The sequence below is a fragment of the Streptomyces sp. AC555_RSS877 genome (genome assembly GCF_019049245.1).
Taxonomy (GTDB): Bacteria; Actinomycetota; Actinomycetes; order Streptomycetales; family Streptomycetaceae; genus Streptomyces.
On the sequence record NZ_JAGMUK010000023.1, the window covers coordinates 20,367 to 45,203 of the forward strand.

27 protein-coding genes and 1 pseudogene are annotated in these 24,837 nt (G+C 70.2%); 15 read left to right on the plus strand and 13 right to left on the minus strand.

All coding sequences use genetic code 11. The features are described from left to right. Nucleotides 1-98: 98 nt before the first annotated feature. The 12 genes from KUM49_RS10320 (at nucleotide 99) to KUM49_RS10375 (ending at nucleotide 10,766) form a co-directional block, all read left to right on the plus strand. Nucleotides 99-1,322: a hypothetical protein gene (locus tag KUM49_RS10320; protein WP_217236438.1), complete on the plus strand. Its 1,224-nt coding sequence runs from the start codon at nucleotides 99-101 to the stop codon at nucleotides 1,320-1,322. 85 nt (nucleotides 1,323-1,407) lie between these two features. Then, on the plus strand, nucleotides 1,408-2,040 hold the full coding sequence (locus KUM49_RS10325) for a hypothetical protein (protein ID WP_308406594.1): 633 nt from the start codon (nucleotides 1,408-1,410) through the stop codon (nucleotides 2,038-2,040). After that, the gene (locus tag KUM49_RS10330; protein WP_217236439.1) at nucleotides 2,037-2,519 is read left to right on the plus strand and encodes a DUF6248 family natural product biosynthesis protein; all 483 of its coding nucleotides are present in this window, start codon (nucleotides 2,037-2,039) and stop codon (nucleotides 2,517-2,519) included. Before KUM49_RS10325 ends, KUM49_RS10330 begins: the two co-directional genes overlap by 4 nt. Beyond that, a complete protein-coding gene (locus KUM49_RS10335; protein ID WP_254401029.1) occupies nucleotides 2,516-3,415 on the plus strand; it encodes a hypothetical protein in 900 nt (299 codons plus the stop codon). The genes KUM49_RS10330 and KUM49_RS10335 overlap by 4 nt, the downstream gene beginning before the upstream one ends. Before the next feature lie 91 nt (nucleotides 3,416-3,506). After that, the gene (locus KUM49_RS10340; protein ID WP_254401030.1) at nucleotides 3,507-4,538 is read left to right on the plus strand and encodes a phosphoadenosine phosphosulfate reductase; all 1,032 of its coding nucleotides are present in this window, start codon (nucleotides 3,507-3,509) and stop codon (nucleotides 4,536-4,538) included. 253 nt (nucleotides 4,539-4,791) lie between these two features. Continuing rightward, nucleotides 4,792-5,139, plus strand: coding sequence for a hypothetical protein (locus tag KUM49_RS10345; protein WP_217236440.1), 348 nt, complete (start codon nucleotides 4,792-4,794; stop codon nucleotides 5,137-5,139). A 127-nt stretch (nucleotides 5,140-5,266) separates the two neighbouring features. Further along, a complete protein-coding gene (locus tag KUM49_RS10350) occupies nucleotides 5,267-5,965 on the plus strand; it encodes a hypothetical protein (RefSeq protein ID WP_217236441.1) in 699 nt (232 codons plus the stop codon). A 519-nt stretch (nucleotides 5,966-6,484) separates the two neighbouring features. After that, nucleotides 6,485-7,396, plus strand: coding sequence for a replication-relaxation family protein (locus tag KUM49_RS10355; RefSeq protein WP_217236442.1), 912 nt, complete (start codon nucleotides 6,485-6,487; stop codon nucleotides 7,394-7,396). Between the two features lie 524 nt (nucleotides 7,397-7,920). Beyond that, a complete protein-coding gene (locus KUM49_RS10360) occupies nucleotides 7,921-8,124 on the plus strand; it encodes a hypothetical protein (protein ID WP_217236443.1) in 204 nt (67 codons plus the stop codon). Nucleotides 8,125-8,206: 82 nt separating this feature from the next. After that, nucleotides 8,207-8,416, plus strand: coding sequence for a DUF6207 family protein (locus KUM49_RS10365; protein ID WP_217236444.1), 210 nt, complete (start codon nucleotides 8,207-8,209; stop codon nucleotides 8,414-8,416). 182 nt (nucleotides 8,417-8,598) lie between these two features. Beyond that, nucleotides 8,599-9,549 (plus strand): ATP-dependent DNA ligase, encoded by a 951-nt coding sequence (locus KUM49_RS10370; protein ID WP_254401031.1) that lies wholly within the window; start codon nucleotides 8,599-8,601, stop codon nucleotides 9,547-9,549. A 1,007-nt stretch (nucleotides 9,550-10,556) separates the two neighbouring features. Continuing rightward, the gene (locus KUM49_RS10375) at nucleotides 10,557-10,766 is read left to right on the plus strand and encodes a DUF6207 family protein (RefSeq protein WP_217236446.1); all 210 of its coding nucleotides are present in this window, start codon (nucleotides 10,557-10,559) and stop codon (nucleotides 10,764-10,766) included. A gap of 406 nt (nucleotides 10,767-11,172) precedes the next feature. Here KUM49_RS10375 and KUM49_RS10380 read toward each other — a convergent pair whose 3' ends face one another. The 10 genes from KUM49_RS10380 to KUM49_RS10425 all read right to left on the minus strand — a co-directional run bounded on the left by KUM49_RS10380 (nucleotide 11,173) and on the right by KUM49_RS10425 (nucleotide 19,531). Next, entirely contained in the window at nucleotides 11,173-11,871 is a 699-nt protein-coding gene (locus tag KUM49_RS10380; protein ID WP_308406595.1) for an NUDIX domain-containing protein, read from the minus strand. Between the two features lie 142 nt (nucleotides 11,872-12,013). Next, a complete protein-coding gene (gene eis, locus KUM49_RS10385; protein ID WP_217236448.1) occupies nucleotides 12,014-13,189 on the minus strand; it encodes an enhanced intracellular survival protein Eis in 1,176 nt (391 codons plus the stop codon). 10 nt (nucleotides 13,190-13,199) lie between these two features. Beyond that, nucleotides 13,200-13,730, minus strand: coding sequence for a MaoC family dehydratase (locus tag KUM49_RS10390; RefSeq protein WP_217236449.1), 531 nt, complete (start codon nucleotides 13,728-13,730; stop codon nucleotides 13,200-13,202). A 28-nt stretch (nucleotides 13,731-13,758) separates the two neighbouring features. After that, the gene (locus KUM49_RS10395; protein WP_308406596.1) at nucleotides 13,759-14,616 is read right to left on the minus strand and encodes a CoA ester lyase; all 858 of its coding nucleotides are present in this window, start codon (nucleotides 14,614-14,616) and stop codon (nucleotides 13,759-13,761) included. Beyond that, nucleotides 14,613-14,852, minus strand: coding sequence for an acyl carrier protein (locus tag KUM49_RS10400; RefSeq protein ID WP_217236451.1), 240 nt, complete (start codon nucleotides 14,850-14,852; stop codon nucleotides 14,613-14,615). The genes KUM49_RS10395 and KUM49_RS10400 overlap by 4 nt, the downstream gene beginning before the upstream one ends. After that, nucleotides 14,849-15,859 (minus strand): beta-ketoacyl-ACP synthase III, encoded by a 1,011-nt coding sequence (locus KUM49_RS10405; protein ID WP_217236452.1) that lies wholly within the window; start codon nucleotides 15,857-15,859, stop codon nucleotides 14,849-14,851. Before KUM49_RS10405 ends, KUM49_RS10400 begins: the two co-directional genes overlap by 4 nt. Further along, the gene (gene dmpG, locus KUM49_RS10410; protein WP_217236453.1) at nucleotides 15,856-16,878 is read right to left on the minus strand and encodes a 4-hydroxy-2-oxovalerate aldolase; all 1,023 of its coding nucleotides are present in this window, start codon (nucleotides 16,876-16,878) and stop codon (nucleotides 15,856-15,858) included. The genes KUM49_RS10405 and dmpG overlap by 4 nt, the downstream gene beginning before the upstream one ends. 5 nt (nucleotides 16,879-16,883) lie before the next feature. Continuing rightward, nucleotides 16,884-17,753, minus strand: coding sequence for an acetylating acetaldehyde dehydrogenase (locus KUM49_RS10415; protein WP_217236454.1), 870 nt, complete (start codon nucleotides 17,751-17,753; stop codon nucleotides 16,884-16,886). Between the two features lie 68 nt (nucleotides 17,754-17,821). After that, nucleotides 17,822-18,718 (minus strand): 2-keto-4-pentenoate hydratase, encoded by an 897-nt coding sequence (locus tag KUM49_RS10420; RefSeq protein ID WP_217236455.1) that lies wholly within the window; start codon nucleotides 18,716-18,718, stop codon nucleotides 17,822-17,824. A gap of 114 nt (nucleotides 18,719-18,832) precedes the next feature. After that, nucleotides 18,833-19,531, minus strand: a complete 699-nt coding sequence (locus KUM49_RS10425; RefSeq protein ID WP_217236456.1) for a PIG-L deacetylase family protein — start codon at nucleotides 19,529-19,531, stop codon at nucleotides 18,833-18,835. A 377-nt stretch (nucleotides 19,532-19,908) separates the two neighbouring features. Between KUM49_RS10425 and KUM49_RS10430 the strand changes: the two genes are divergently transcribed. Both KUM49_RS10430 and KUM49_RS10435 read left to right on the plus strand, forming a co-directional pair. Beyond that, the gene (locus KUM49_RS10430; RefSeq protein WP_254401032.1) at nucleotides 19,909-21,339 is read left to right on the plus strand and encodes a Twin-arginine translocation pathway signal; all 1,431 of its coding nucleotides are present in this window, start codon (nucleotides 19,909-19,911) and stop codon (nucleotides 21,337-21,339) included. A 227-nt stretch (nucleotides 21,340-21,566) separates the two neighbouring features. Further along, on the plus strand, nucleotides 21,567-22,832 hold the full coding sequence (locus KUM49_RS10435) for an XRE family transcriptional regulator (protein ID WP_217236457.1): 1,266 nt from the start codon (nucleotides 21,567-21,569) through the stop codon (nucleotides 22,830-22,832). Nucleotides 22,833-22,926: 94 nt separating this feature from the next. Here KUM49_RS10435 and KUM49_RS48210 read toward each other — a convergent pair whose 3' ends face one another. Continuing rightward, the gene (locus KUM49_RS48210) at nucleotides 22,927-23,346 is read right to left on the minus strand and encodes a protein kinase (RefSeq protein ID WP_308406597.1); all 420 of its coding nucleotides are present in this window, start codon (nucleotides 23,344-23,346) and stop codon (nucleotides 22,927-22,929) included. 232 nt (nucleotides 23,347-23,578) lie between these two features. Next, on the minus strand, nucleotides 23,579-23,863 hold the full coding sequence (locus tag KUM49_RS48215) for a hypothetical protein (protein WP_254401034.1): 285 nt from the start codon (nucleotides 23,861-23,863) through the stop codon (nucleotides 23,579-23,581). Here KUM49_RS48215 and KUM49_RS10450 point away from each other — a divergent pair. Continuing rightward, the gene (locus KUM49_RS10450; protein ID WP_217236458.1) at nucleotides 23,853-24,464 is read left to right on the plus strand and encodes a hypothetical protein; all 612 of its coding nucleotides are present in this window, start codon (nucleotides 23,853-23,855) and stop codon (nucleotides 24,462-24,464) included. The two genes, KUM49_RS48215 and KUM49_RS10450, sit on opposite strands and share 11 nt — an antisense overlap. Before the next feature lie 141 nt (nucleotides 24,465-24,605). Here KUM49_RS10450 and KUM49_RS10455 read toward each other — a convergent pair. After that, nucleotides 24,606-24,837: pseudogene (locus KUM49_RS10455) on the minus strand (hypothetical protein); the annotation flags it as partial.

A 24,837-nucleotide genomic window follows, 5' to 3' on the forward strand; every position in this document is an offset into this window, starting at 1 on the left:
GCACGGGCCAGGCGAAGGACCGCACCATGACCGACCACCGCAACAGGCTGAACCCGCTCGCGGCCCCCATCCGCTCGCCAGCGGTGAGGACCCCTGTCATGCCCGCGCGCACCGCCTACCCCTTGCAGCTGCCCGGCCTCACCGCCACCGACGACATCGACACCGTCATCAACTGGGGCCTGGGCGCCGACTCCTCGGCCTATCTGGCGCGGATGCTCACCGACCCGGCAGGCCATGGCATCGACCTGGACCGCACCGTTGTCCTCTACATGGCCACCGGAAGCGAGTGGCCCGAAACCCGGCTCCTGGCACAGGAGTTCATACTGCCGCTGCTGCGCGAGCACGGCGTCAGGTTCGTCCAGCTCGCCCGCAACGGTCACCTCGCCTCAGACGGCATCACGGTCCTGGATGACTCCCGCCACGCCGAACGGCTCCACACCCGCGGGGCGTGGACGCTGTGGGAGGAGATGGAGACCGTCGGCACCGTTCCCCAGCAGGCTGGCACCCGCAAGTGCAGCCTGCGGGCCAAGGGCGACGTCGGAGACCGGTGGATCTGCGCCGTCATGGGCGGGCGGCCCTTCCGCCAGATCATCGGGTTCAACGCCGACGAAGCGGGACGCTGCCTGAAGGACCAGGCCAACTCCAAGCTCGCCGGCCGCACCGGTGAGTTCCCGCTCGTCGACTGGGGCTGGGGCCGTAGGGAGTGCGAGGGCTACCTGCTGGAGCGCTTCAACGTGCACTGGCCAAAGAGCTACTGCACGTTCTGCTGCTTCCCGATTTCCATGGGCTCCCTGCCGGCGCACATGGAGCGGATGCGTAACCACCCGGGCATCGCGGGTGAGGTGCTGCGGCTGGAGTACACGGCGATGAGCCTCAACCCCAACGCCAAGCTCTATGGCAAGAAGAGCCTCCTGGGGCTCTTCGACCCCACCCAGGAGCGGGACCAAGCCTGCCTGGAGGCCTTCCAGCGCGAGCTCGACATGCCCTGGGCGCTCTACCGCGTCCGACGCCTCTTCTTGCTCTCCGCCGACGGCGGCCACCGCCCCGTCATGCGCTCCACCGAACGCATCGGCCTCGGCAGCCCCGCACAACTCGCCCACAAGGTCACCGCCGTGTCGCAGCGATTTGGTATCGCCGTCGAACGCGACCACCAGTACGGGCGCGCCCGCGCCTGGCTCCGCCCCCGCCGTCCGGCCTGGCCGATGGCGGAGGAGCTCTTCGCCACCGCCCCCGCCCGGGTGATCGACAAGCAGGACAAGAACTTCGAGCAGCACTGGGACGCCCTCGTCTCGGGCTCCGCCGCCCAACTCCCCTTCGTCTGAACCGCCCCTCACCGCCACCCTCCGGAAGGACTTCCCGTGCGCGCACCCCTGCCCTCAGCCCCTGCTCCTCCTTTGCTTCTCCGCCGTGCTGTACCTGGCCACGCCGTCCGGAGCTGACGTGCGGGCCGTCATGCGGGCCGGACTCCTGGCCTGCATGACGACCCCGGCCCAGGGCAACGTGATCCCGCCCGGCGCCCTGTACGCGTGCGACAACGGCAAGTTCGGCAAGGGATGGCCCGGCGAGCAGGCCTGGTTCGTCTGGCTGACTGCGACCGTCAACCGCTACGGCCCCGACCGCTGTCTATGGGCCGTCGCCCCCGACGTCCCGATGGACGCCGCGGCCACCCTCGCCGAGTCTCTGCCCTGGCTGGAGCCCATCCGCGCCCTGGGCATCCCGGCCGCGTTCGCCGCCCAGGACGGCAGCGAGCACGGCCTCATCCCCTGGGACTCGATCGACGTCCTGTTCCTGGCGGGCTCCACCGCCTGGAAGACCTCACCGGCCGCCCACCGGCTGGCCGTTGAGGCCCAAGAGCGCGGCCTGGCCGTCCACATGGGCCGCGTCAACTCCCGCCGGCGGCTGCGCATCGCGCAGGCCTTCGGCTGCACCAGCTGCGACGGCACCTACCTCGCCTTCGGTCCCGACACCAACCTCCCCCGCCTCCTGGCCTGGATGAACGAACTCCACACCACCCCCACCCTGTTCGGAGACGAGACATGACGACCCGCCTGCGCCATATCGGCGCCGCGATCATGGGCATCCTCGACCCCATTCCCTCCACCACGCCCTCCCCGATGACCGAGGAGGAAGGCGCCTGGGTCCGCGCGCACGCCTGGACCAAGGGACTGCGCAAGATCGACGACGCCTACCCCCGCGGCTTCCACCGCTGGTGCTCCTGCGAGCGCGGCATCTGCCCCGGCTGTGCCTCCGGGCACCACGACCGGTGCGTCAGCGCCAGCGGCCCCCGCGTCGACGAACACGCCGACACCGTCACCGACGCCCAAGGGTTCGTCGTCGCCGTGATCCGGTACGGACCGGGCCAGCGCCACTGCCGTTGGCTCTGCCCCTGCCCCCACCCGGCGGACGTCGAAGAGACCGCCGACACGGGCAAAGCCCAGAAACCCCCTGCCGCCCCGGAGGGACAGCTCACCCTCTTCGCGAACGGCCCGCGGGAGCGCGGGAACAGGGAGGCACTATGAGGTCCCCGGTACAGGAGACCCTGCCCTTCGAGGACCTGCCGGAGATGCCGACCGTGTCGCCTTGGTGCCAGCGGTGGCGTGAACGCACGCATTCCTGGCGGCACGTCCACGACGGAGGATTCAACGCCCGCCACTTCACGGTGGCCCCGCTCGACGAGAAGCCGGCCGAGAAGTTCGTGATCACCCATCACTACTCCGGCTCGTACGCTGCGGCCACCAAGCGCCTCGCCTTGTACGAAACGTCCACGGGTGAGGAGCGGTTGAGTGGTGTCGCCGTGTTCGGGGTCCCCGTCAGCGAGGCCGTGCTGACGAATCCACTGCCGTATCTGCGTCCCTACACGGAGTCCTTGGTGTGTCTGCGGTTCGTCCTGCTCGATGAGTGCCCAGGCAACGCGGAGTCGTGGTTCCTCGCCCGCTGCTTCGACGCCTTGCTCGCTGACGGGGTGCGCGGCGTCGTCTCGTTCGCCGACCCCGTCCCGCGCCGGACAGCCTCCGGTGTCCTGGTCATGCCCGGGCACGTCGGGACCATCTACGCGGCGACGAACGCGGTGTACGCCGGCCGCGCAACCGCACGCACAGTGAAGGTTTTGCCGGACGGCACGGTCTTTCACGACCGTGCGGCGCAGAAGATCCGCCGCCAGGAGCAGGGCTGTGAGTACGCCGCAGCCCAGCTCGTCGTGCTCGGCGCTCCGCGGCCGCGGCCCGGCTGCGACCCGGCTCTGTGGCTGCGCGAGGCCCTGGCCGCGGTCGGCGCCCGCAACATCCGGCACCGCGGCGCCCATCGGTTCGTATTCCGGCTTGGCCGAACCCGCCGCGAGCGGGAGGAGATCGAGCTCGGCCTCCCCGCCGCCCGGCCCTACCCCAAGCAGCCCGACCCCGAGCCGACAGCGACCTGAGCGACAACCCAGTCGTCACCGCCCGCCTCGGACTGCATGCCGTCCTGTGCGCGCAGTCTCACCGCCCACTGTCCGACTCGCTGGAGCTGACATGCCTTCGCATTCCGCCAACCGCCCGTCCAGCACACCCGATCTGACCTCGTACGATCTCCTCGCGCCTCAGCTGTCCGGTGGCAAGGACAGCGCGGTGATGATGGCCGTGTTCATGGACGCGGCCCGAACCGCCGGCGTGGACGACCGGGTCATCTCGTACCACGCCAGCCTCGGGGTGCTGGAGTGGCCGCCCGTGGTCTTCGACGGCATCCGCTACCCCGGGGTGTCCGAGCTCGCCGCCATGCAGAGTGCCGCCTTCGGTGTACCGGCCGACCGGCACATCGAGGTCACCCGTACGATGTCGGGCCCGGACGGCACCCGTATGCCGCACAGCCTCCTTACCGAGATAGCCGCCTACGGGCGCTTCCCCCGCATGGGCAGCCCGTACTGCCGCAAGGCCGCGAAGGAGAGCGTGGTCTCCAGCGCCTGGACGCCGATCGTCAGCCGCCTGAAACGCGAGCTCGGCCGCCCGGTGCGGCTCCTGAAGGTCATGGGTCTGCGCAGCGACGAGGGACCCGACCGCAAGAAACGTCCGGCCTTCCGTACGGTGCAGGCCAACAGCGCGCGGATCGTGGACGAGTGGCTGCCGGTGAAAGACTGGTCGACCGACGCGGTCAAGGAGTGGCACACCGACGCTCCGGTGCCGTACAGCTGGACGTACGACTCCGTGCCCGGCGCCGGAGACTGGTCCGGAACCTCCCGGTGTTCCTGCTCGCTGTGTGTCTTCGCCTCACGCCGTGACCTGCTGCTGGCCAGCGGGCGGCGGCCGCGGCTCGCGGAGCTGTATGCCGAGGTTGAGCGGGTGCGGGGGGACAGCTTCCGAGCCGACTGGCGCATCTCGGACCTCATCCGGCACGCGAGGACCTGCGGGGCGCCCGACCCAGGCGTCGTCTGTGCGGATGACGGGCCCGACTTCGCGGCGCTCCAGGCGCAGGTCCGTGGTGCTTTGAAACTGGAGCCTCGCAAGGAGCCCGACCTGGCCCGCAAGCGCGGACGGGCCTTGTGCGGCGACTGCGCGGTACAGCAATAGCGGTTCCATCGGCGCCGCCGCGGCCGGCGCCCCGCGAGGGGCGACGGCCCCGATGGCTGGGTCTGCCAGTCCATTCACCACGCACACCGTCGGCACCCATCACTTCAACGAGGCCTGACCTGTCTCCAGCGAAGGACGCGGCCACCGGCCTCGCACGCCGTCTGGACCGCCCCGCTGCAGCGAGCCCTGGCCGCCCCAGCCCGTTCCGCAGGGCGGGGCGCTCCCTCCGTTCACTTCCGAGAGGCACACTGTCATGGTGACTACAACCACTCAGCGACTCCTCGACCTCGCCGCCATCGCACCGGCCAGTCACGATGAGGACCTGCTGCTGAAGCTCTTGGAAGAGGCGAACGCGCTCTACCAGCAGGGATTTGAAACCCTCCGCGGTGTCGTGGCGAGACGGGTCGACGGAACGTCGCCCGAGGTCCTGGTGGCGGCCCTGCAGGCGGCCGGGTTGCCGTGCGACGCGTCGCAGGACCGCGACGAGCTGATCTTGCTGCTCGCCCTCACCGAGTGGGAGATGACTCCCGCGGCCCTCGCCTATTCCGAGATGGCCGAGGACGCCGCCCGCCGCGGCGTGTGCATGATTCCCGAACTCTGACACTCGTTTGCCTGCTGCCCGGGAAGTTTGGGCAGCAGGCTGGACCGGCATCCAAATCTTCTGCCATTATCGGAGTTGTGAGCCGGGCTGTCCGGCCCACTCGCCGACTGGACGGACGGTCCCGCCAATGACCTCGCGACGTACGCCTCGCCTGGCTGACGCTGCCGAGATCGCGGCCGAGCAGAACCTGACCTCCGCACAGGTCACGAACCTCTACAACAAGCGCTCTGAGAACAACTTCCCGGAGATCGCCGGCATGCGCCGGCGCGCCCGCTTGTGGGACCACGACGCCGTCACCAAGTGGTTTGCCCATCGGGAGCTGGCGAGGATCACCGACCACACGCCACCCTCCCGGGACCCTGAAGACCTCCTGAACGCTGCGGACGCCTCGAGGTTCCTGGGCTACAAGAACATCAGCCAGGTCAACAACTTCCTCCGTGACCACCCCGGGTACTTCCCCGACCCGGACGTCGTCGAGGAAATGGGCTCGCCGGAGCGTCCGTACCGCCGGAAGCTGTGGCGGGTGCAGACTCTTCTCGACTGGCAGGCAAGCCGGCCCGGCAGCGGTCAGCATCTTGGCTCCACCCGGAAGGCGCCGGCACTGCCTGAGGTTCCTGTCGACGGCGATCCCGAAGAGCTTCTCGGCGCGTCCCAGGCCGCGGCGCTGCTCGGCTACAAGAGCGTCGGCTCCTTCTCCAGCAGCTTTGCCCAGGGCAATCTCCCCCTGCTGCAGACCGCCGACGCCCTCACCGAAAAGGGCGGGCGCCGGCGGTGGACGCGCAAGCGGATCCTCGAGCAGGCCGCTCAGCGCAAGAACAGAAGGTAGGCCCGGCGGTGCGGCCCTGTCCCACCGCCCCTTGAACGCGGTTCCCGGTTACGGGTCGTTGTCCCTTGCGGGCCGGGTGCCGCAACGACGGCCGGCATGGCGTGGCTCGCCACCACGCCCCGCAGCAGTTTCGGCTGCTGCGGACCGGCCGTCGCGCCTTTCTGCCGGGCCTCCGCGCCTGCGGAGCGACCCGGCTCTGCCTGCGCACCCGTCCCGGAACTCGTCCCTCCGCAGCCGGCTCGCTCAACGGCGCGGCCCGTGGTCGGGTCCATGGACGGCGCTGGCCCTCCGCGGATCACGAGCCGTTTCGCATTCGTGACCGCGGTCGGGGCCTTGTGGTCGGGAGTCTGGTCGGGGGTCAGTGATTCCCTCGTCGGCATCAGGTCCCGACGAGTTCACACAGCCGGCGGGCCGTACCTCACCACAGTCCCCGGGGATGCGCTCCTCGCCGCTTCTCTCGCTGCTGCGCCGGGAGCGTCGCACGCCCCGGGGCTGCGACATGCGTCGAAGGGATGCTGCATGACCCGCCCAGCGCAGGACACACGTGCCACGCGAGTGCTGTCGAACTCTGAGCCCCTGCGCCACCAGGCGCTGGCCGCGCTCGCTCAGCATCGCATCGCCACGTCCGGCCACTTGCACCAGATGCTGTGCCCATTGAGCACGCGGCAAGTCATGTCCCGTGTCCTGAGCAAGTTGCGCGCCGATGGCTTCATCGACTGGACGAAGCTGCCCGAGCCGGGCAGGTCGCGTACCAAGGCCTGGTATCTCACCCCCCACGGTGCCCGCCTGACCCGGGACCTGCCTGTCCTGCGGGGCCGGCAGGCCTATCCCATTACCTCGGAAACCGCTGCGTCGCTGAAGACGGCGCACACGCTCGCTGTGGTGCGTTCGCACCTGGCCTTCGCGGCGGATGCCCGGCGGCTGGGACACGAGCACGGCCCCTGGGACTGGACTCCGGAGGTCTCTCACGCGATGGGTGACGGTGAGCGGATCGTGGCCGACGCGCTCATGTACTACACGGCCGTCGACGGTGAAGAGCGCCGCAAGCTGCGTGCCTTCGTCGAAGTTGACCGCACGACCATGAGCAGTGAACGGCTGGCCGTGAAGCTCATCGAGTACGCCCGCCTGTTCCGGTACGAGGCACAGCCGGTCGGCCGTCACAGGCCGGCCTCTGCCGGACCGTCGTGGCTGCGCTGGTACCCGGTCTTTCCGCGCGTGCTGTTCGTGCTGACCGGCGCCTCCCGGAACAGGTTGGAGAACCGGATGAGCGATCTGCAGGCGATGGTGGCTCAGCACCCGCTCGTAGCGGGCCTCGCCCGTGAAGTCCCCCTCGCAGCCGCCGTGCTGGAAGACCTTGAAGAACAAGGTCCCGCTCAGGCCGTGTGGATACCGCTGGCCGGCGGCAAGCCTCGCCCATGGACAGACCTGTGAGTCCCCAGCTCGAGGAAGTAATGCTGCTTGTCCCGTCCAACTGATCCCTGCGAGACCACCCCGTTGTGACCTGCTCCGAGAGGCGAAGGCTCACCCACCATCCCCGAGGACGTGCAGCCAAACTGCCTTTGCCGTTCCTGAGCACCCGCCTGCGATCGCGGCCAGGGCTCCCTTCCTCGCGAACTCCCGACGGTCGCCCGGCGACTGCTCTTGCGGCCCCTGCTGGTCGTGCGGCTCTTGCGGCTCCCGACGGTCGTGCTGTCCGCTCATTACTCCTCCAAGGGCTGTTTGGAGCGGCAAAAGTAAGGTCCGCGAACAGGCCAAGACAACGAAGCGCAGGGCAGGCCCACTACGAGCAGTAACCGCCTATCCGTTGCAGCTGGAGGTGGCGAGGGCGTGCTTTTAAGGATCACCGACGATGCAGCGTGACGGCCTGCGTCTCCCTTTCAGTCGAACTCTCGTGCCAACCGGGTCGTATGCTGCCTCGCGGTGACACACACCATCGCCCAGGACAGGACCGCCCGATGACCACCACTCTCATTCCCCCGATCACGGACCCGGATCCCTCCGCCCTGGTCTGCCCCGGCAGCCTGGTCGGTCCTTGTTCTGGATGCCAGCGCTCCACTCACAAGTACGGCAGCGGCGGCAGCCCCCTCTGCAAGTGGTGCATGGCCCCCGTGATGGAAAAGTGGGGCCCGGGCGTGCGCTTCATCAGCACGCGCGGCTAGCCACCGGCCCGCCGCGTACCCGGTCGGGTGAAAGCCCGCTCGGGCGCAGAACCCTCTCCGGCCGCCGCGCGTCGTGCAGGGCATGGAACCAATCAGCGAAGCACACGTGGCGCAGCCGGGGCTGGCCGTGGTGGAGATCGCGGCGTGTGATGACAAGACCGCCCTCGCCGTCCAGGAGCTGCTCGCGACGCGGTGGGCGACCGCGACGGCGGACCGTACGACCCGGGTAGCGGGTGAACCCGGCGTCAGGCTGCGCTGCTATCTGGACGTGCGCCAGGAGCTGCCCTCGTAGCCGGACCGGTGCCAGACCGAGCAGGTGCCACAGTGCGCTGACCTGCCGTGGTCGGGGTCATGGTCGGCGACGCCCAGCCCATGGTCGGGCTTGTGGTCGGGCCTGCACCAGGTCCTCTCGGATTGCGGACGGGCGGCCTGGGTGGAAGGCATGGGGGTGTGACGTGGACGCTGCCGGAACCGATGCTCGCTGCCTCTGTCCCCGATCCGGTGCTGCTGCCGGGGTGGGCAGGCGAGCCGAAGTGGGACGGATGGCGGGCCCTGGTCTCGGTGGAGGCCGGGCGCACCGTTTTGCGCTCGCGTCAGGGCACGGACCTGCTCGCGTCGTTCCCGGAGATTGAAACCGGGAGCGGGCAGCTGCCGGACGCGACAGCGTTGGACGGGGAGTTGATCGTGTGGGAGTCCGGACGGCTCGCGTTCCAGCGGCTCCAGGGCCGGCTGCAACGGCGCGGTGCCGGTGCGGCCCGGCTCGCTGCGGAGTGGCCCGCCCACTTCGTCGCCTTCGACCTGCTGCGCCTTGAAGGCACCGACACCACCCGGTGGCCCTACCGACGACGCCGGGCCGCACTGGAGGACCTGTTCACCGAGCGCACGCTGACGGCGCCGTGGGCGCTGTGCCCATCGACCACCGACGGGGACACGATCGGCGAGTGGCTGACGTGGTCGGCGGTCGGTCTGGAGGGAATCGTCTTCAAGCGGCTGGACAGCAGGTACGAGCCGTCGGCGCGCGGGTGGCGCAAGTACAAGGTGCGCGAGACGCAGGAGGCCATCGTCGGCGCGGTCACCGGGCCTTCGACCGGGCCGCGGACTCTGCTGCTGGGACGGTATGACCAGGGCGGGCGGCTGCGGTACACCGGCCGCACCACCACGCTTCCGCAGGCGGCCGGCCGCGCCGTCGCCGGAATGCTGGCCCCTGCCGCAGTGGGGCATCCGTGGACGGGCTGGACGTTCTCTGCCGGGTGGGGAACGAGGGAGACCTTGACCGTGACCCTGGTGCAACCGGAGCTGGTGGTGGAGGTCGGCGTCGACGTCGCCCGGGACAGTGCCGGGCGCTGGCGTCACCCTGCCCGCTGGTACCGCCCGCGCCCCGACCTCTCCCCCGACGACACCGCACGTTTCGACAACCCTGCCTAGTGCGGCCGCCGCCGCGCGGCCGCACTAGGCAGGGTTGTCGCTCGCGGAGCTTCGGCGCCCGCCTGCACGAGCAGGCGTCGGCTTCCTGCACTCGCGGCACTTCCCCTTCGTCGGAGTCGGCGAGCCCGCTGTACCGCGCGCGGTACAGCGGGCGGCGGCGCTCACCGCTGTGTCTCCTCCGGCTGCTCGTCCGCGTCCGTCTACTCGACGTAGTCGACCCGGGCGCCGGTCTGCGCGGCGGCGCGGGCGGTCACCTGCCGATGCCAGGACGCCGACCGGTTCCAGTATCGGTGCAGGCCAGCCTTCTACGCGGCGCTGAACTCCTTGTCGTTGCGGTAGGTCAGCAGGGCCTCGTCGTCTATTACCTGAACTGCTGATTCGCGCTCGACCATCCTTTGTGGCCCGAGCAGTACGCGTAGGACCACTTGCCGGGAGAAACCCAAAGCCCGTACTTCTTGACCCCGTCGTTGCACGCGGCACTTACGCGAAACTCACCGCTGAAGCCGGTGCAGGTCACACCGATGGTGTTGTCGTCACTCCATGGCGTGCAGCTTGCTGCGGCAGCAGGAGAGGCACCCCCGGCGAGGAGTCCCCCAGTCGCCAGGGCGACTGAGGTCACAGTTGTTGCGATACGCCGCCTGATACGCATTCTGATCTCCTTGATGAAGGATCCGGCTCTACGGAAGAGCCTGGCGTTCCAGGTGCTCGATGCCATCCCACGCTGGTTGGAGTTGTGGGTAAACCTGTGGCGTACGTATGGGTGAACCGTGAGGTGCGCATAGGCAGACCTGGCCGCCATCATCTGGACTCGCTGGACCGCCCCACCACCCGTCCGCGCCTAAGGCGCGCCAGGGCACGGGCTTGGATTGAGACTTGTCCGCTCGATCATCTGGCTTCGCACATGATCGGGCGGACAAGTCCTAGCCGCCGGCCCTCCGTGTACCCGGTCGGGTGAAAGTCCGCCCGGGCGCAGAACCCCTCTCCGGGCGCCGAGCGTCGTGTTGTGCATGGGACCGATCAGCGAAGCGCATGTGGCGCAGCCGGGGCTGGCCGTGGTGGAGATCGCGGCGTGTGATGACAAGACCGCCCTCACCGTCCAGGAGCTGCTGGCGGCGCGGTGGGCGACCGCGACGGCGGACCGTACGACCCGGGTAGCGGGTGAGCCCGGCGTCAGGCTGCGCTGCTATCTGGACGTGCGCCAGGAGCTGCCGTCGTAGCCGGACCGGTGCGAGACCGAGCAGGTGTCCTAGTGCGCTGACCTGCCGTGGTCGGGGTCATGGTCGGCGCCGCCCAGCCCGTGGTCGGGCTTGTGGTCGGGTCTGCACCAGGTGCTCTCGGATTGCGGACGGGCGGTCTGGGTGGAAGGCATGGGGGTGTGACGTGGACGCTGCCTCGCTGCCTCTGTCCCCGATCCGGTGCTGCTGCCGGGGTGGGTGGGCGGGCATGCCACCGCCAACCGTGGGCCAAGAGGTACTTGCCCGCGCGAACCACCTGGCGCAATGGAACGCCCGTGCGGCCGTGCAGCGGCGCTCCCACCGGCAGGATGCCCCGGACCCGGAAGCCGGGTAGAACGCCGTGGCCAGGCACCGCGCTGCTTCCTTCGGGGTCGAGGACAACAGCGCGTTAACGGAGTATCCGTGCGTACCGGCCGACGATCGGTTCGAGGTAGTCAACGTGCGGGCCGTGGAGGGTTTTGAGGTCGGCGGGTGAGTGGACGAGGGCGATCTGGTCAAGCTCGGGAGTCTGGCCGACTGCTTCTGCTGCGGACGCGACTGCGGTGAATCGGTCATGCAGGACTGGGGCCGGCTGGGGTGGGGCCATGAAGTGCACGCCGATGTTCCCGTTTGTGCCACGCGTGACGGCCCACAACGTCAGGTCGTCTGGAGGCGTGTCGATTCCCATCTCCTCGAGGAGCTCGCGCGCCGCGTTGTGGCGCAGGGCCGCGGTGTCGAGGGGGGCGCCGTCGTCGGGTGGTTCGACTGATCCGCCGGGCAACTGCCAGCGGCCGGGGGCGGCGGTTGCTGAGGACATGCGGGCGGTCAGCAGGGCCCCGTCGTCGGTGGGCTGCAGGACGTCGACGAACAGCGACGGAAGCGTGGTAGCGCCGGGGACCCAGCGCAGGGCGTAGTTCCGGTAGGTCACCCTGGTCCAGTGGAGCGCGAGTTCATGTGGTGCTGACTGGTCCAAGTGCGTGCAGGCGACGACCGGCCCGTCGAAGAGGGAGGGGTTGGCCTGGACGGCCTGGTTCCAGGCTCGGTCTCTGGCCGTCTGGTGTTCGGGTGAGAGCTGCGGCGGTGGGGCTTCGACGAGGCGGAGTTCCACTACGTCGAGGATGTCAACGGATGGTTGCGGTAAGGGCTGGCTCACCGCCGCAGGGTGTCACAGAGGCCACCTCCTTCTCACCGTGTTGTTCGTTTCGTTAACTAACTCGACCGTGTGGGCGTAGCCTCTGGCGGCTGTCGGGTCAGAAGTGGTCGGGCAGCCACGACTCGTGCTCGGTAGTGCTGCGGATCAGCGCCGCGAGCTCGTGGGGGCTGGTGGCCTGGACTCCCGACATGCGGGCCGCGGCGGTGCTGCGGTATCCGCCGGCGTACCAGACCGCGGCCTGGCGGCGGGTGAGCCGTATTTGGCTCTCGATTGAGGTGGGGTGCAGTTCGGCTGCTCCGGATGAGATATGCAGCAGGTAGCGGTCGTAGGCGTCGCCGTTTTCCTGGCCGACACCGATGGGGATCGTGACGTCCAGGTCTGTGGGCCATCCCCGCAGCCGTACCGCCTCTGGCAGGTCAAGGATGCGCAGCATCCACGGATGCCACGCCTGGGCTGTAGCGGCCCGGTACCGGTGGAGGCCGTGGAGCATGATCGGGTGGGGTGGCAGGCTGGTGCGCTGGAAGTCAACGGAGGCGACTCTGCTGTTGTGGCGGCCGAGGAAGGACAGCATCGCGGCAGCGGTGCTGTCGTCGGAGGCCCAGAAATCGTGTATGGCGAGGTGTGCGCCGTGTTGTTCGCGTGGCCGGGTGGCCAGTGACAGGTAGCCGGACGGGGGCCGGCCCGGCCTGCTGAACCGGTAGCAGGTCAGGTCGTGTTTCTTGTGCTGGGACGGGGTCCACCAGTCGGGCCGCAGCAGCGGCCCGTTGAACTGCTGGGCGAGTTCCTGTTGCAGGTTCTCGATGCCCGGGGTGAGGCCGTGTTCGATGTCGATGTCCCCCGGGTCGAAGCTGCGTTTGAGGGCGTCGGTGTCCACGGACCACGAGAACACCGCCGTGGGTGCTTCCCAGCCCATGCGGCGTGCGTAGCCGTTGGAGGATGTCCACAGGGTGGCGAGCACGGCGCCCTGCTCCTGCAGGGGCCGGATCCGCTCGTTGAGCATGCGGACGGTGAGGTGTTCCCCGCGTTCTTCCGGGGCGACACATCCCGAGCCCAGGCAGGCGCTGGGCACCGGGCGGCCGCCGAAGAACTGCGGCATGAGCAGGCCCAGGCCGCCCGCGACGACTCGTCCTTCCCGCAGGGCGACGCGGATGTCCGCGTACGGGCCCAGCCGGGTGATGTCCTCGATGCGGTGGCCGTAGCTGCGGGTGGCCAGCGCGTCGTATTCGTGGAGCAGGTTCTCATCCGCCTGCACGACGGTGGTGGACTCGGCCATGAGCCGTCCTCTAGTAGTTGGTCGTGTGGCGGACGGACTCGGCATCGGCGGGGACGAAGAAGGTCCGCTGGAAGGCGATGACCCGCTCGTGGTCCTGGTTGAAGCCGCTGATCTTGCAGGTGACGATGCCGTACTCGGGCCGGCTCTGGGACTGCCGGGCCTGGAGGATCTCCGTCTCCGCGTAGAGGGTGTCGCCGACGAAGACGGGGTGTTCGAGCCGGAGTTCGTCCAGTCCGAGGTTGGCGGTGGTGAGGCCGCTGGTGGTGCGGATGCTCGCGCCGAGGACGATCCCGAGCGTGACCATGCCGCAGACCAGGACCCGGTCCCGTCCGAGCAGCCAACAGAAACGGACATCCGAGTGGATCGGCGCTGGGTTGCCGGTCAGGGCCAGCGTCATGACGTGGTCGGTCTCGGTCACCGTCCGTCCGGGCCGGTGCTCGATGACCTGGCCGACGACGAAGTCGTGGAGGCCGGCTCCGACGTTCTCGCGCACCCTGTGGTCATCGATGCGCCGGTAGCCCTGCGGGACTGCGCTGCTCATGGTGAAGGCTCCTTCAGCTCCTGGGACATCAGTGGGATGCGGTGGCCGCCCGGGCGGCGAGACTCTGCGCTGCGGCGACGAAGGGCGGGCCGACCATCTGGCTGCCGACGGTTGTGACGGCCGTGTGGGCCTCTTGGCCGGCGGCAACGATGGCGTGTGCGGCGGCGATCTCGTCTTGGGACGGGGTGAAGACGCTGGTGATGACGGGAAGGTGCGCGGGGTGGACGGCGCCCTTGCCCAGGAAGCCGAGTTCCTTGGCGCGCTGGCACTCCAGCTTGAGGCCGTCGAGGTCGTGCAGGTCGAAGTACGGGCTGTCGATCGCCGGGATGCCGGCCGTGCCGGCACTGTTGGCCACGGCGGAGCGCGCATACAGCAGTGCCTCCCAGCCCAGTGCGCAGCCGACGAGGGCGGCGTAGTCCGCCGCCCCGAACAGCAGGCCGCCGAGGCGGTCGGCGCGCAGGATCGAGGGAAGTTGCTCGATGCCTCGCGGGGTCTCGATCAGTGCGTAGATCTCGGGGGTGTGGTCGCCGGTGTCCAGCACACCGGCGACCATCTCGATGTCGCGTGCCGTCTCTGTCTTGGGGACGAGTACGAGGGGCGGCCGGGTGGGATAGTCGGCGATCGCGGCGAGGTCGCGTACTCCGTCGGCAGTCAGCGGTGAGTTCAGGCGCAGGCCCAGCATCGGGGCGGGTGCGGGACTCGTCTCGGGGAGGAAGAAGTGCTGTGCTGCCTTCCTGGCCGCGGCCTTGTGCGCCCGGGCGACGGAGTCTTCGAGGTCCACCAGGGCGACGTCGGCGCTGGAGGTCCGGGCCTTGCCGAACCGGTCGGCGGCCATTGCCGGGGTGATGAGCCAGGACCTGACCGGCCGCGTTCCGTGCCGGCTCACCGCGGCTCACCGGCCGGCAGCGTGGTGTCGACCAGGAGGCCGAGGGCTTCGACGGTGGTGGTCTTCTTCAGCGCGTCGTCGCTGAGTTGCACACCCAGTCGCTGGGACAGGAGCTCGGCGAGTTCCGCGAGCGCGAGCGAGTCGAGCCCGGCCTCCTCCAGGCTGGCGTCCGGGCGTAGTTCTGCCGGGTCCATGTTCAGGTCGTCGACGAGCATGCGTTCGAGTTCGCGGTTCACGTGCGCTCCCTGGGGGTGTCGTAGAACGGGTTGTGGTCGGCTGGCTTGAGGTCGGGCCAGATCAGCGTGGTGGCGCCCCACGTCAGTCCGGCGCCGAACGCGGTCAGGACGGTGCGGTGGCCCGGCTGGAGGGCTTCTTGCGTAGATGCCTGGGCCAGGGCCAGCGGGATGGATGCGGCGCTGGTGTTGCCGATGTGCTCGATGTTCTGCACCTGCCGGTCCGGGCCGATGCCCAGGCGTCGGCCGACGGCGGAGGTGATGCGGGCGTTGGCCTGGTGCGGGACGAGCCGGTCGACGTCCTCGATGCGCCAGCCCGCTTTCTGCACGGCGTGGGTGGAGGCGGAGCACATCCGGTCGACCGCGTGCCGGAAGAGGTCCGGGCCCTGCATCCGCATGTGGCCACCGTGCGGCGCCACAAGGAGATCGCCGTGGGTGCCGTCACTGCCGAGCACGAGGGGCCCGAGGGCCCCTGGTTCCGTTGCAGGTCCGCGGCGCAGCACCACGGCGCCGGCTCCGTCCGCGAACAGGGGCCGGGTGGTGCGGTCGTCCGGAGCGGGGAGAAGGGACATGCGGTCCACGCCGACGACCAGGACGGCGTTGGCGGTGTGGGAGGCGATGAGGCCGGCCGCGGTGGCCAGTGCGTACAGGAACCCGGTGCACACGGCGGCGACGTCGAAGGCGGCGATGCCCTCAAGGCCGAGGCGGGCGGCGACGGCTGGTGCGGTGGCGGGCATCTGGTGGTCCGGCGTGGTGGTGGCCAGGACGAGGGCCTGTACCGGGTGCGGGCCGAAGGACGCCAGTGCCTGGATGGCAGCGCTGGTGGCCAGGTCCGCGGTGGACACCCCGGCGTCGGCGATGCGCCGGTGGGTGATGCCGGTGCGGGTGCGGATCCACTCATCGCTCGTGTCGAGCGCCCTGCACAGTTCGACGTTCGACTCGGCTCGCGGGGGAAGCGCCGCGCCGAGGCCGCACAAGACGGCGGCCTGGCCGGCGTGGTCGCTGGTCATGCTGTCTTCTTGAGCGTGAGGGCGGCTTCGAGGATCAGGTCCTCCTGGCCGGCGACGACGCCGCGCTCGCCGAGCGCGAAGAACAGGTCCACCGGGTCCACTTCCTCGCGGTCGGCGATCTCCAGAACGGGGCGCTTGAATCCGGAGAACACGCCCGCCAGACCGCTGACCAGGCTCACCGAGTCGATGGTCGGCGGAGCAGGCATCAGCAACTCCTGCGCGATGTCCGCAGCGTGCAGCAGGCTCTTGAAGCAGATGCCGGTGCGGTAGCCCAGCCGTTCCAGGACCGCGACAAGGACTTCCAGCTGCGTGTTCCCGGCGCCGGCGCCGAAGCCGCGTGCGCAGCCGTCGATGACGGTAGCGCCCGCGGTGACGGCGGCGACCGAGTTGGCGACGGCCATGCCGAGGTTGTTGTGCCCGTGGAAGATCACGGGCACGTCGACTGCCGTGGCGATGGCGCTGATCCGCTCGGTCACGTCAGCCGGGAGGTAGTGGCCGGCGGAGTCCATGATGCCGACCGCCTGCGCTCCCCAGCCGGCCATCAGGGCGCACTGTTCGGCGAGTTGGGCGGGGCTGGCCATATGGCTCATGAGCAGCACGCCCTGGGCCTCGACGCCGAGTTCCCGCAGCAGGTTCAGGTGCCGTTCGGTGACGTCGGCTTCGGTGCAGTGCGCGCCGATCCGGGCCAGGTCCGCGCCGTGGGAGGCGGCGTTGCGCAGGTCCGTGGAGGTGCCCCAGCCCGGGACCATGAAGACCCCCATCTTGGTGCGGGTGAGGGCTTCACGGACCGTGCTGAGCATCTCGTCGTCGCTCAGCCGGGCCCTGCCGATCTGCAGGGAGGATGCGCCCAGGCCGTTGCCGTGGCCGATCTCGACCACGGGGATGTGTGCCGCGTCGGCGGCCGCCGCGTAGGCGCGGAGCCGGTCGGCCTCGAGCTGGTGGCGCACGGCGTGGTGGCCGTCGCGCAAGGTCGGGTCGTAGATCCGCACCTGGGGGGTGTTGCCGGTCGTGGAGGTCATGACTCTCACCGGGCCTTCGCGGTGGCGCGCTGCTCCGCCAGGAGCACGGCGGCGGCGTTGATGATGTGGAGGTTTCCTGCGTGGCGGGGCAGCCGGGCGCCCATGGCGGTCACCTCGGCAGCAACCGTGGCCTTCTCCTCGGTGACGGTGCAGGAGGTGACCTCGAATCCCGGGGTGCACGTCTGCACCTTCTGCGCCGCGGCCTGGACGGCTGCCCGGACGCGTCGGCGGTCCAGGCCGGATGCCAGGACCGTCATCGACACCCGGAAGGGCGGCGGCGGCACGGCGGGACTGATGTTGACCAGGACTTTGGCGGCGTGGGCACCGGTGAACGCGCGCAGGGCGTTCTGGGTGGTGTCGATGTACTCGTCCAAATTGAGGCGGGTCGCCCGTCCCGCGGTGGGGCTGGCCACGGTGGTCACCAGCTCGGCGTAGTCGGGCTTGCAGTGCTGGGCGATGGCGTGCAGGAGCGGGATGGACGCCTGGCCGCCGCAGCTGATCAGGTTGATGTGGGGGCAGTGCACAGCGTCGTGCCCGTTCACGGTGGGCACCACCGGCGTGCCGACGCTGCTGGGTGTGAGGTCGACCAGCAGCGCCCCCGTCGCGGCGAGCTCGGCCCAGTGCTCGTGGTGGGCGGCCGCCGATGAGGCGTCGAAGACAACGTCGAAGGGGCCGGCGTCGATCACAGCTGCGGCCCCGCCCGCGGAGGTCGCGCAGCCCAGCTCGGCCGCCCGGCGCAGGCCCAGGGCCTTGTTGTCCCGCCCGACGACAAGCCGGCAGTCAAGGTGAGGCGACTGCTGGATCTTCTGCAGCAGGTCGAAGCCGATCAATCCGGCGCCCAGGACAGCGACGTTCAGGGTTTGGTTGGTGTGCATGGCCACCGTTTCTCAGAGAAGGGGTGGGGGAAGCGCGAAGGCCTGTTTCAGCGGTGCCGCGTCGGCGCTCACACGGCCCGGACTCGGACGGGGGGCAGGTGGGGTGAACAGGCCTCGATCTCGCTGCCTGCCCGCAGCGGGAGGCTGGCGTGCACGGCCCCGGCCAGGACCAGATCGCCGGTGCGCAGCCCGCCGCCGTAGTTGCTCAGCTGGCGGACCAGCCAGGCAACGGCGTTGAGCGGGTTGCCCAGGACAGCACTTCCGGGCGCCGTCACCACGGTGTCCCCGTCCACGCGCACGCTGACCTGTTCACACGCCAGGGCGAGGCCTGGGCTGAGCGGGACGCTCGTGCCCAGCACGGCGCGGGCTGCGGCCGCGTTGTCCGCCACGCTGTCCTGAAGCGTCATCCGCCAGTCGCCGTACCGGGTGTCGATCACTTCCAGCGCGAGGAGCACCTGGTCTACCGCCAGGTGGACGTCGGACGCGTCGATGTCCGGGCCGCGCAGGTCCCGGCCGAGCCGAAAGGCGATCTCCGCTTCGACGCGGGGCATCAGCAGGCCGTCAAGGCTCAGGGTGCTGCCGGTGGGCAGGACCATGTCGTCCAGCAGGACACCGGAGTCGGGCTGGTCCACCCCGATCTGCTGCTGCATGGCCACTGAGGTCAGCCCGACCTTGTGCCCGGCGACGCGGGCACCGCCGGCCACGCGCCGGTACACGTTGGTCCACTGGATCCGGTAGGCCTGGGCCAGGGTCAGGCCGGGACGGCGCCGGGTCAGGTGCGCAACCGGCGTGCGGGAGCGTTCGGCGGCCGACAGCTCGGCTGCGGCCGCGGCCAGCCAGTCGTCCTGCAGCCGGCCGGGCGACGTGAAGACGTGCAACGCGCCCAGCAGCGGCGGCCAACTGCCGTCGGCCACTGCCGCATTGTCCGCGCCCGGGCCGGGGGCGGGAGGTTCGGAGAGCTTCATGCGTGTGCCTCTCTGTCGGACACGACGTGATCGTCAGGTTCGGGACGGATCCGCCCGGCGCACCGCCACCGGGTACGGCGACGGGCGCCGAGCGGAGCTCGGACGGGAAGCCGGTCAGGCTGGTTGCCAGGGCAGGTCGGCGAGCCGGAGCACGGTGAAGGCTTCGCGGTAGCCGCCGAAGCTCATGGCCCCGCGGAACCGGGTGAGCGCGATTCCTCCCTCGCCCGCGTAGTCCGCCTCCCCCTCCCCCTTGACCTGCGTGGAGTAGCAGGACAGTGCCGCGCGCTTCGCCTCGATGTGGGCCGGCGCAATGTGCTGGAGGAAGGACGGGGCGCCGATCGCCGACCAGACCTCGTACCCCAGGACGGTCCCCACCCAGTGCCGGGGACCGGCCTGCGGGTAGCTGCGGCTCGCGCACTTCTCCAAGCCGCGCCACACGAGCCGGAAGGCCTGCTGGTGGTCATGAGAGCCGTCCGCCGCATGCGGCAGGTAGACCACCTCGGGGCGGAGCTGGCGCACCATGCCCAGAACCCGCAGGAACTGCGCGCGGTCCATCGGGTCGAGGCCGCCGTCCGGGAACCTCAGAAAGTGGACGTCGCCAGGCGCAACTCCCAGCTTGCCTGCCGCAGCCTCGGCTTCCCGTTCCCTGATCTCACCGGCCAGTTGAGGCACGGTGCCGGCCACACCCTGTTCTCCCGAGGTCAGGAAAACGATGCTCACGCACCGGCCCATCTCGGTGTGGTGGGCGATGCTCCCCCCGCAGCCGAGTGTTTCGTCATCCGGATGCGGTGCGAAGACCAGGACTCGAGTCAACTACCTCACCTCACGAAGGAGTAGTGCCAGCCGGTCGGAGCCGGCCATTGCTTGTGGCTCACCAGCGGGCGGCCCGGTACCGACGCGGCCCGGGATGCCCGCAGGCGGTGCAGTGTCCGGCCCTGTTGGGCACTGCCACTTCCCCGAGGATGGGCTCACGCGTTCGAATCGTCGACGAGTGTCAGGCAGTCCCCCGGGAGTCCCCTCCCCCAGAGCGAAAAGCCGCTTTCGACAGCGTCACGCAGCCCGCGCGGGAGGTCATTGCGCCTGTTGGGGGCGCGAATTGCGGGCCCCCGCAATGAGCGTCATCGCCCTGCCGGACCGGCCGCGCACTCGGCTACCGTGAGGACTTCCAGGACTGCTTGACCGGGGGTGCCATGCCCGCCTCAATCACCCGCTCGCGCCGCGCCGCCATCGTGCGGGAAGCCGCCCGGATCAGAATGCGGTGCCAGCGGGCGGGCTACCGCACCGAACAAACAGTCGCGGCCCTGCGCACTGCATTCCCCGAAGTCACCGAACTGGAGGCATGGCGCTTCGCGCTGGGCTGGTCCCGGGCCGACACCGTCACCCAGATCGGTGAGCTCTACCGGGCGGACGGTCTGATGCCTCCGGGCTTATCGGAGTCGATGCTGTGCCGGTGGGAACACGACCCCGACGAGTGGCCCGGGCCCGACTACGCGGTGATGCTGTGCCGGGTCTACCGCGCCCGGCCCGAGCAACTCGGCCTTCACCAGGTCGGGCGTGTACGGCAGTTGTCCGCGTGGACGACGGAGCTGATCGGGTACGGTCGCCACGACGCCGGCGTCGCCCGGTCCGACCGGCAGGAAGGGGCGGAGCAGATGACCACCGATGCGGGACTCCCGTCGGTCCGTGAGTCCCTCCAACTGGCATTGCTGGCCGAACCGGTCGGCAGCACCCTGGTGGAGGAGCTGGCCGAGGCCGCAGCCGAGCACTACGCCCACAACTACTCCCGGCATCCGGTGCCCGTGCTGTTCACCGAGGTCCGCGCCACCCGCGCCCTGCTGGCCCCGGTCCTCGCGTCGGGCGAGGCGAGCACCGAAATGCGGCGCCAGGTCGGCCGCCTGTCGGCTCTCCTGGGCAATCTCGCCTTCCACCTTGATGATCCCTCCGGTGCCCGAGCCCATCTCGGCACCGCGGTGGCCTACGCAGAGCGGTGCGGTGACGCAGCCCTGGCCGCCTGGGCCTACGGGGCACTGAGCATGGTCGCCCGCGCCGCCGGCCACCTCCCCGCCGCCCTCACCCACGCCGAACGCGGCAGCGCCGCCGCGCCCCACGGTCTTGTATCCGCCCAACTGCACGCCTGGGCCCTGCTGCCCACGCTCGCCCGCCAGGGCCGCGACCGGGAAGCGGACGCCGCCCTCCAGGAAGCCCTGACTCACCTGGAAGCCGACCCTGTCGGTGAGGCGCCGGGCCGGTTCGGGTTCGACGCAGCCGAGCTGGCGCTGCACCAGGCCGAGGCCCACCTCGCCCTCGGACGCACCGACCAGGCCCGCTCCCGGGCCGAGGCATCCGCGGCCGCCTGCACGACCGGCACCCCGGGATGGGCGGCCGCCACCCTCGTTCTGGCCCAGGCGGAAGCCTCCACCCAGCCGTCCGACGCAGCCCAACGAGGCCTGGACGTGCTCGACCGGGTCCCGTCCAGCCGCCTGCGCTCCACCGCCCGCGCCCGACTGCACAGCCTCGACGGGCTGCTCGCCACCCGCCCCGGCGGCCACGCCGACGACCTCCACGACCGGCTGCGTGTTCTCCCGCCGCCCGTCGACGCCTACGGCACCGCCTCATCCTGACCGCACCCAAAGCGGCCAGCCTGCCCCCCGGCAAGAACAACGCCTCCGCCTCCGGCGCCTCCGGCGGACGTTCCACAAACTGCGAACCGGGCTCGATGGCTTGAAAGGGAGTCCCTGAGGAGTCCCGCTCCGGGAAGCAGTCACCGGCCATGCGCGGTGAGTGATTGCATGACGGTGTGGAAGAGACCGTTCGTCACCCACTGGCCGTCGCGCGCACAGCCCGCGGCATGACGCAGGATGCCCTCGCCACCGGCGTCCAGGCCGCCGCTCACCGCAGGGGGCTGCGCTCGGGCACCGACAAGGCCCGCATCCGCAAGTGGGAACGCGGGGTAGAGCCCAACGGCGAATCACAGCTCTACCTCGCCGAAGCCCTCGGCCTGCCCGCGGACATCATCCGCCCCCAGGACTGGCCGCACTGGCTGCCACTCACCACCGACGGCGTCATACCGCTCGGACCGAACAGCTCCGCGCCCGCCCTCAGAGAGGCCCTGCGAACAGCCATGGAACGCCGCACCTTCCTCACCGTCTCCGGCGCCGCCCTGTCCGCCCTGGCCGCGGACTGGGCCGTCAGCCCGGCTACCGCACTCGCCCAAGCCCGCGACGGCAAACCGATCGGCGAAGACTTCGTCGCCTTCCTGGAGACCACCACCCAGCAACTCGCTTCGCTCGCCACCGAGCAGCGCCAGCACACCGCCAAACTGCTGGAGGCCCACCTGTCCACGGTGACCGAACTGCTCGAACACGGCCGCTACACCCCCGCCCTCGGGCTGCGTCTGCACACGCTGGCGGCCTCCTTGTCGCAGACCGTCGCCTGGCACAGCTTCGACCAAGGGCGCCACACACACGCCAGTCAGAGCTGGATCGCTGGCCTGCACAACGCTCACGCCGCGGGTGATCATGACATGGGCGCCGGCCTCCTGGGCGATCTCGCCTACCAGGCCGCCTGGCGCCACGATCAGGCCACCGCGGCCAGCATCCTCCACCACGCACTGACCCGCGCCCACAACCCCGCCGCACGCTGCCTGCTCCAACTACGCCTCGCCCGCACCCTCGCCGCACGAGGCGACCGAAGCGAACGACGCGCCGTACTGCGCGCCCTCGCCGCGGCAGAGAAACACCTCAACGACGCCGGCGCCGACCGGCCCGCCTGGTGCGCCTGGGTGTCCGAGGCCGACCTCGCCGTGGACTCCGGCCAGGCCCTCCTGGACCTCGGCGACACCGGCCGCGCCCACCAACTCATAACCGAAGGCGAACGGCTGCTACCCGCAGCCCGGGACAAGACCCGCGGCGTGTTCCTCACCTACCGCGCCGCAAGCTACCTGGATCTGAAGGAACCCGAGCCCGCCGCGGCCGCCGCCACCCGGTCCCTGCTCCTGGCCCGCCGCATCGGAGCACCCCGCTGCGTGCAGCTTGTCGACGACCTGCTCCCCCGCTTCCAGCCCTACCAGGACGCCCAGGGCGTTCCGGAACTCCTCCAACTCGCTGCCGCATAGCGCGAAGACGAGTAGCCCGGCTTCGAACCGAGTCAGCAACCCGGTTCTGATGGGGCTGGCGCGGGCCGGCGCCTTCTCGCCCGGGATGCCGCCCTCACGTACGCCTTCCGGGCCTGGTTCGGCCAGATCCGGTTCGCCGACGACACGTGACGCGGTCCGCGCCGCCCGGTCCTCGCGCTTCCGCCACGGTCGCGAGTCGGTCCGTGTCACTGCTGACCGGCGGCATCCCCTCACCACGCCGCACAGAACTCGACAGCCGGGGCATGGTGTTGTGTGTCGTGGAGCCAAAGTCGTGGACGGTGACGATGTTCGGGTGGGCGAGGCCGCCGGCGACTGCGGCTTCGCGGGCGAACCGGGCCACCTGCCGGCTGCTACCCGCGTCACCGGTGAGCACCTTGACCGCCACCAGGCGGTCGATCTTGGGATCGTGTGCTGCCCAGACCTGTCCGAACCCGCCCGCACCGATCGCCTCGATCAGCCGGTAGCGCCCGTCCAGCACGGTCCCTTCCTGCACGACTCCCCCCTTTCCGCGCGCACCGATACACACGGGTACCAGGCGTGTACCCGTCACGCTACGCCGGGACAACCACCTGTAACCAGGGAAGTGCTGACGGTGTTTCGGCTCAGGTGGTGGTCCGCAGTGCAGTCGGCGGACCGACGGTTGGCGCCCCGGCTTCCCGAGCCGCACGCTCTTGCCGAGCCCGGTGCAGGACGGCGGCCTCGGTGGCCGCGGCCTGGCGGCGGCGCTAGGCACGAGTCACTTCGATCGGGACGGGCGCGTCGGCCGGGACCACGTCCGGTTCGGGGAACGCGCGGCTGGTGGACGCGGACCGGGACAGGTCCAGGGCGCGGCCTTCGGGCGCCGCAGCGGCGGTGACCGGCTCCTCGCCGGGCTCGGGCTCGACGACCGGCTCGACGGCGGCGGGCTCGGCCGGCTCGGCGGCGGGATGCTCGGGGTCGTCGCCGCGTACGGAGGCGCCGAGCTTCTCGATCTCGGCCGCGAGCGCCCACGACCCCGTCGTGCAAGCCAACGTCTTCGCCTTCTGGTCCATGGCCCGCTACAGCGACGGCGACATTTCCGGCGCCCTGAGCTACACCGAAGAAGCACTCAGGAACGCAATCCATACCGGCTCCCCCCGGATGATCGCCATGGTCCATGCACGGGCCTCGCGGGCCCACGCCAAGGCCGGTGACCTGCGCGCCAGCCAACGCGCCGAAGACGCGGCCTTCACCGTCTACGACCGCGCAGGCAATCCGGACGACGAACCGGCCTGCGTGTACTGGGTCAGCCGGGCCGAACTCCACAGCTGGGCCGCGAGCAACGCATCCGACCTCAACGACCCCCGCCGCGCGCTTGCCCACTACGCCGCCATCGCCACACCCCACCAGGCCGAGACGCACGACGACGATGCCTACCCCCGCTCGCGCGCGCTGCGCCTGAGCCGCGAAGCCGACGCCCACCTCTCACTTCGTGACGTGGACGCCGCGGTGCACACGGCCGACCAGGCTGTACAAGCTATGGGCGGCGTCACCTCCGCACGTGGCACAACTGTCCTTACCGGTCTACGAACCAAGCTCCGAGCCCACCAGCAGCTCCCGGCAGTCCGCGAATTCCTCGACCGCACTGTCTGACCGCTCCACGGCCCGTGGCCGTCGAGCTTCGGCTCGCGGGTCCTGTGGTTGACGTGTCGAAGTGGCGAGGAGGGAGAATCAACCCGGCAGCAGTCCCCAGCGATCCGGCTCTGGCTCCGAATATGAGCTTGCAGGCAGTCTTCATCGCTGCCAGAGGAAGGCGGCCTCGCTACAGGGGTGGCAGTGAAAGACGTAGCCGCGGCCGCCTCCGCCGAAGTTGGCGGAGGTGGCGAAGTCGGATCCCTCTTCGAGTTCGGCCGTGAATGTCATACGGCCGGCGCAGGAGGGACAGCCGGGGGTCTCGTCACCTTGGATCCAGTCGGGTTCGCCACCCAGCCGTCCCAGAACCGGCTCTGCGGTTGGGGTGTCGGCT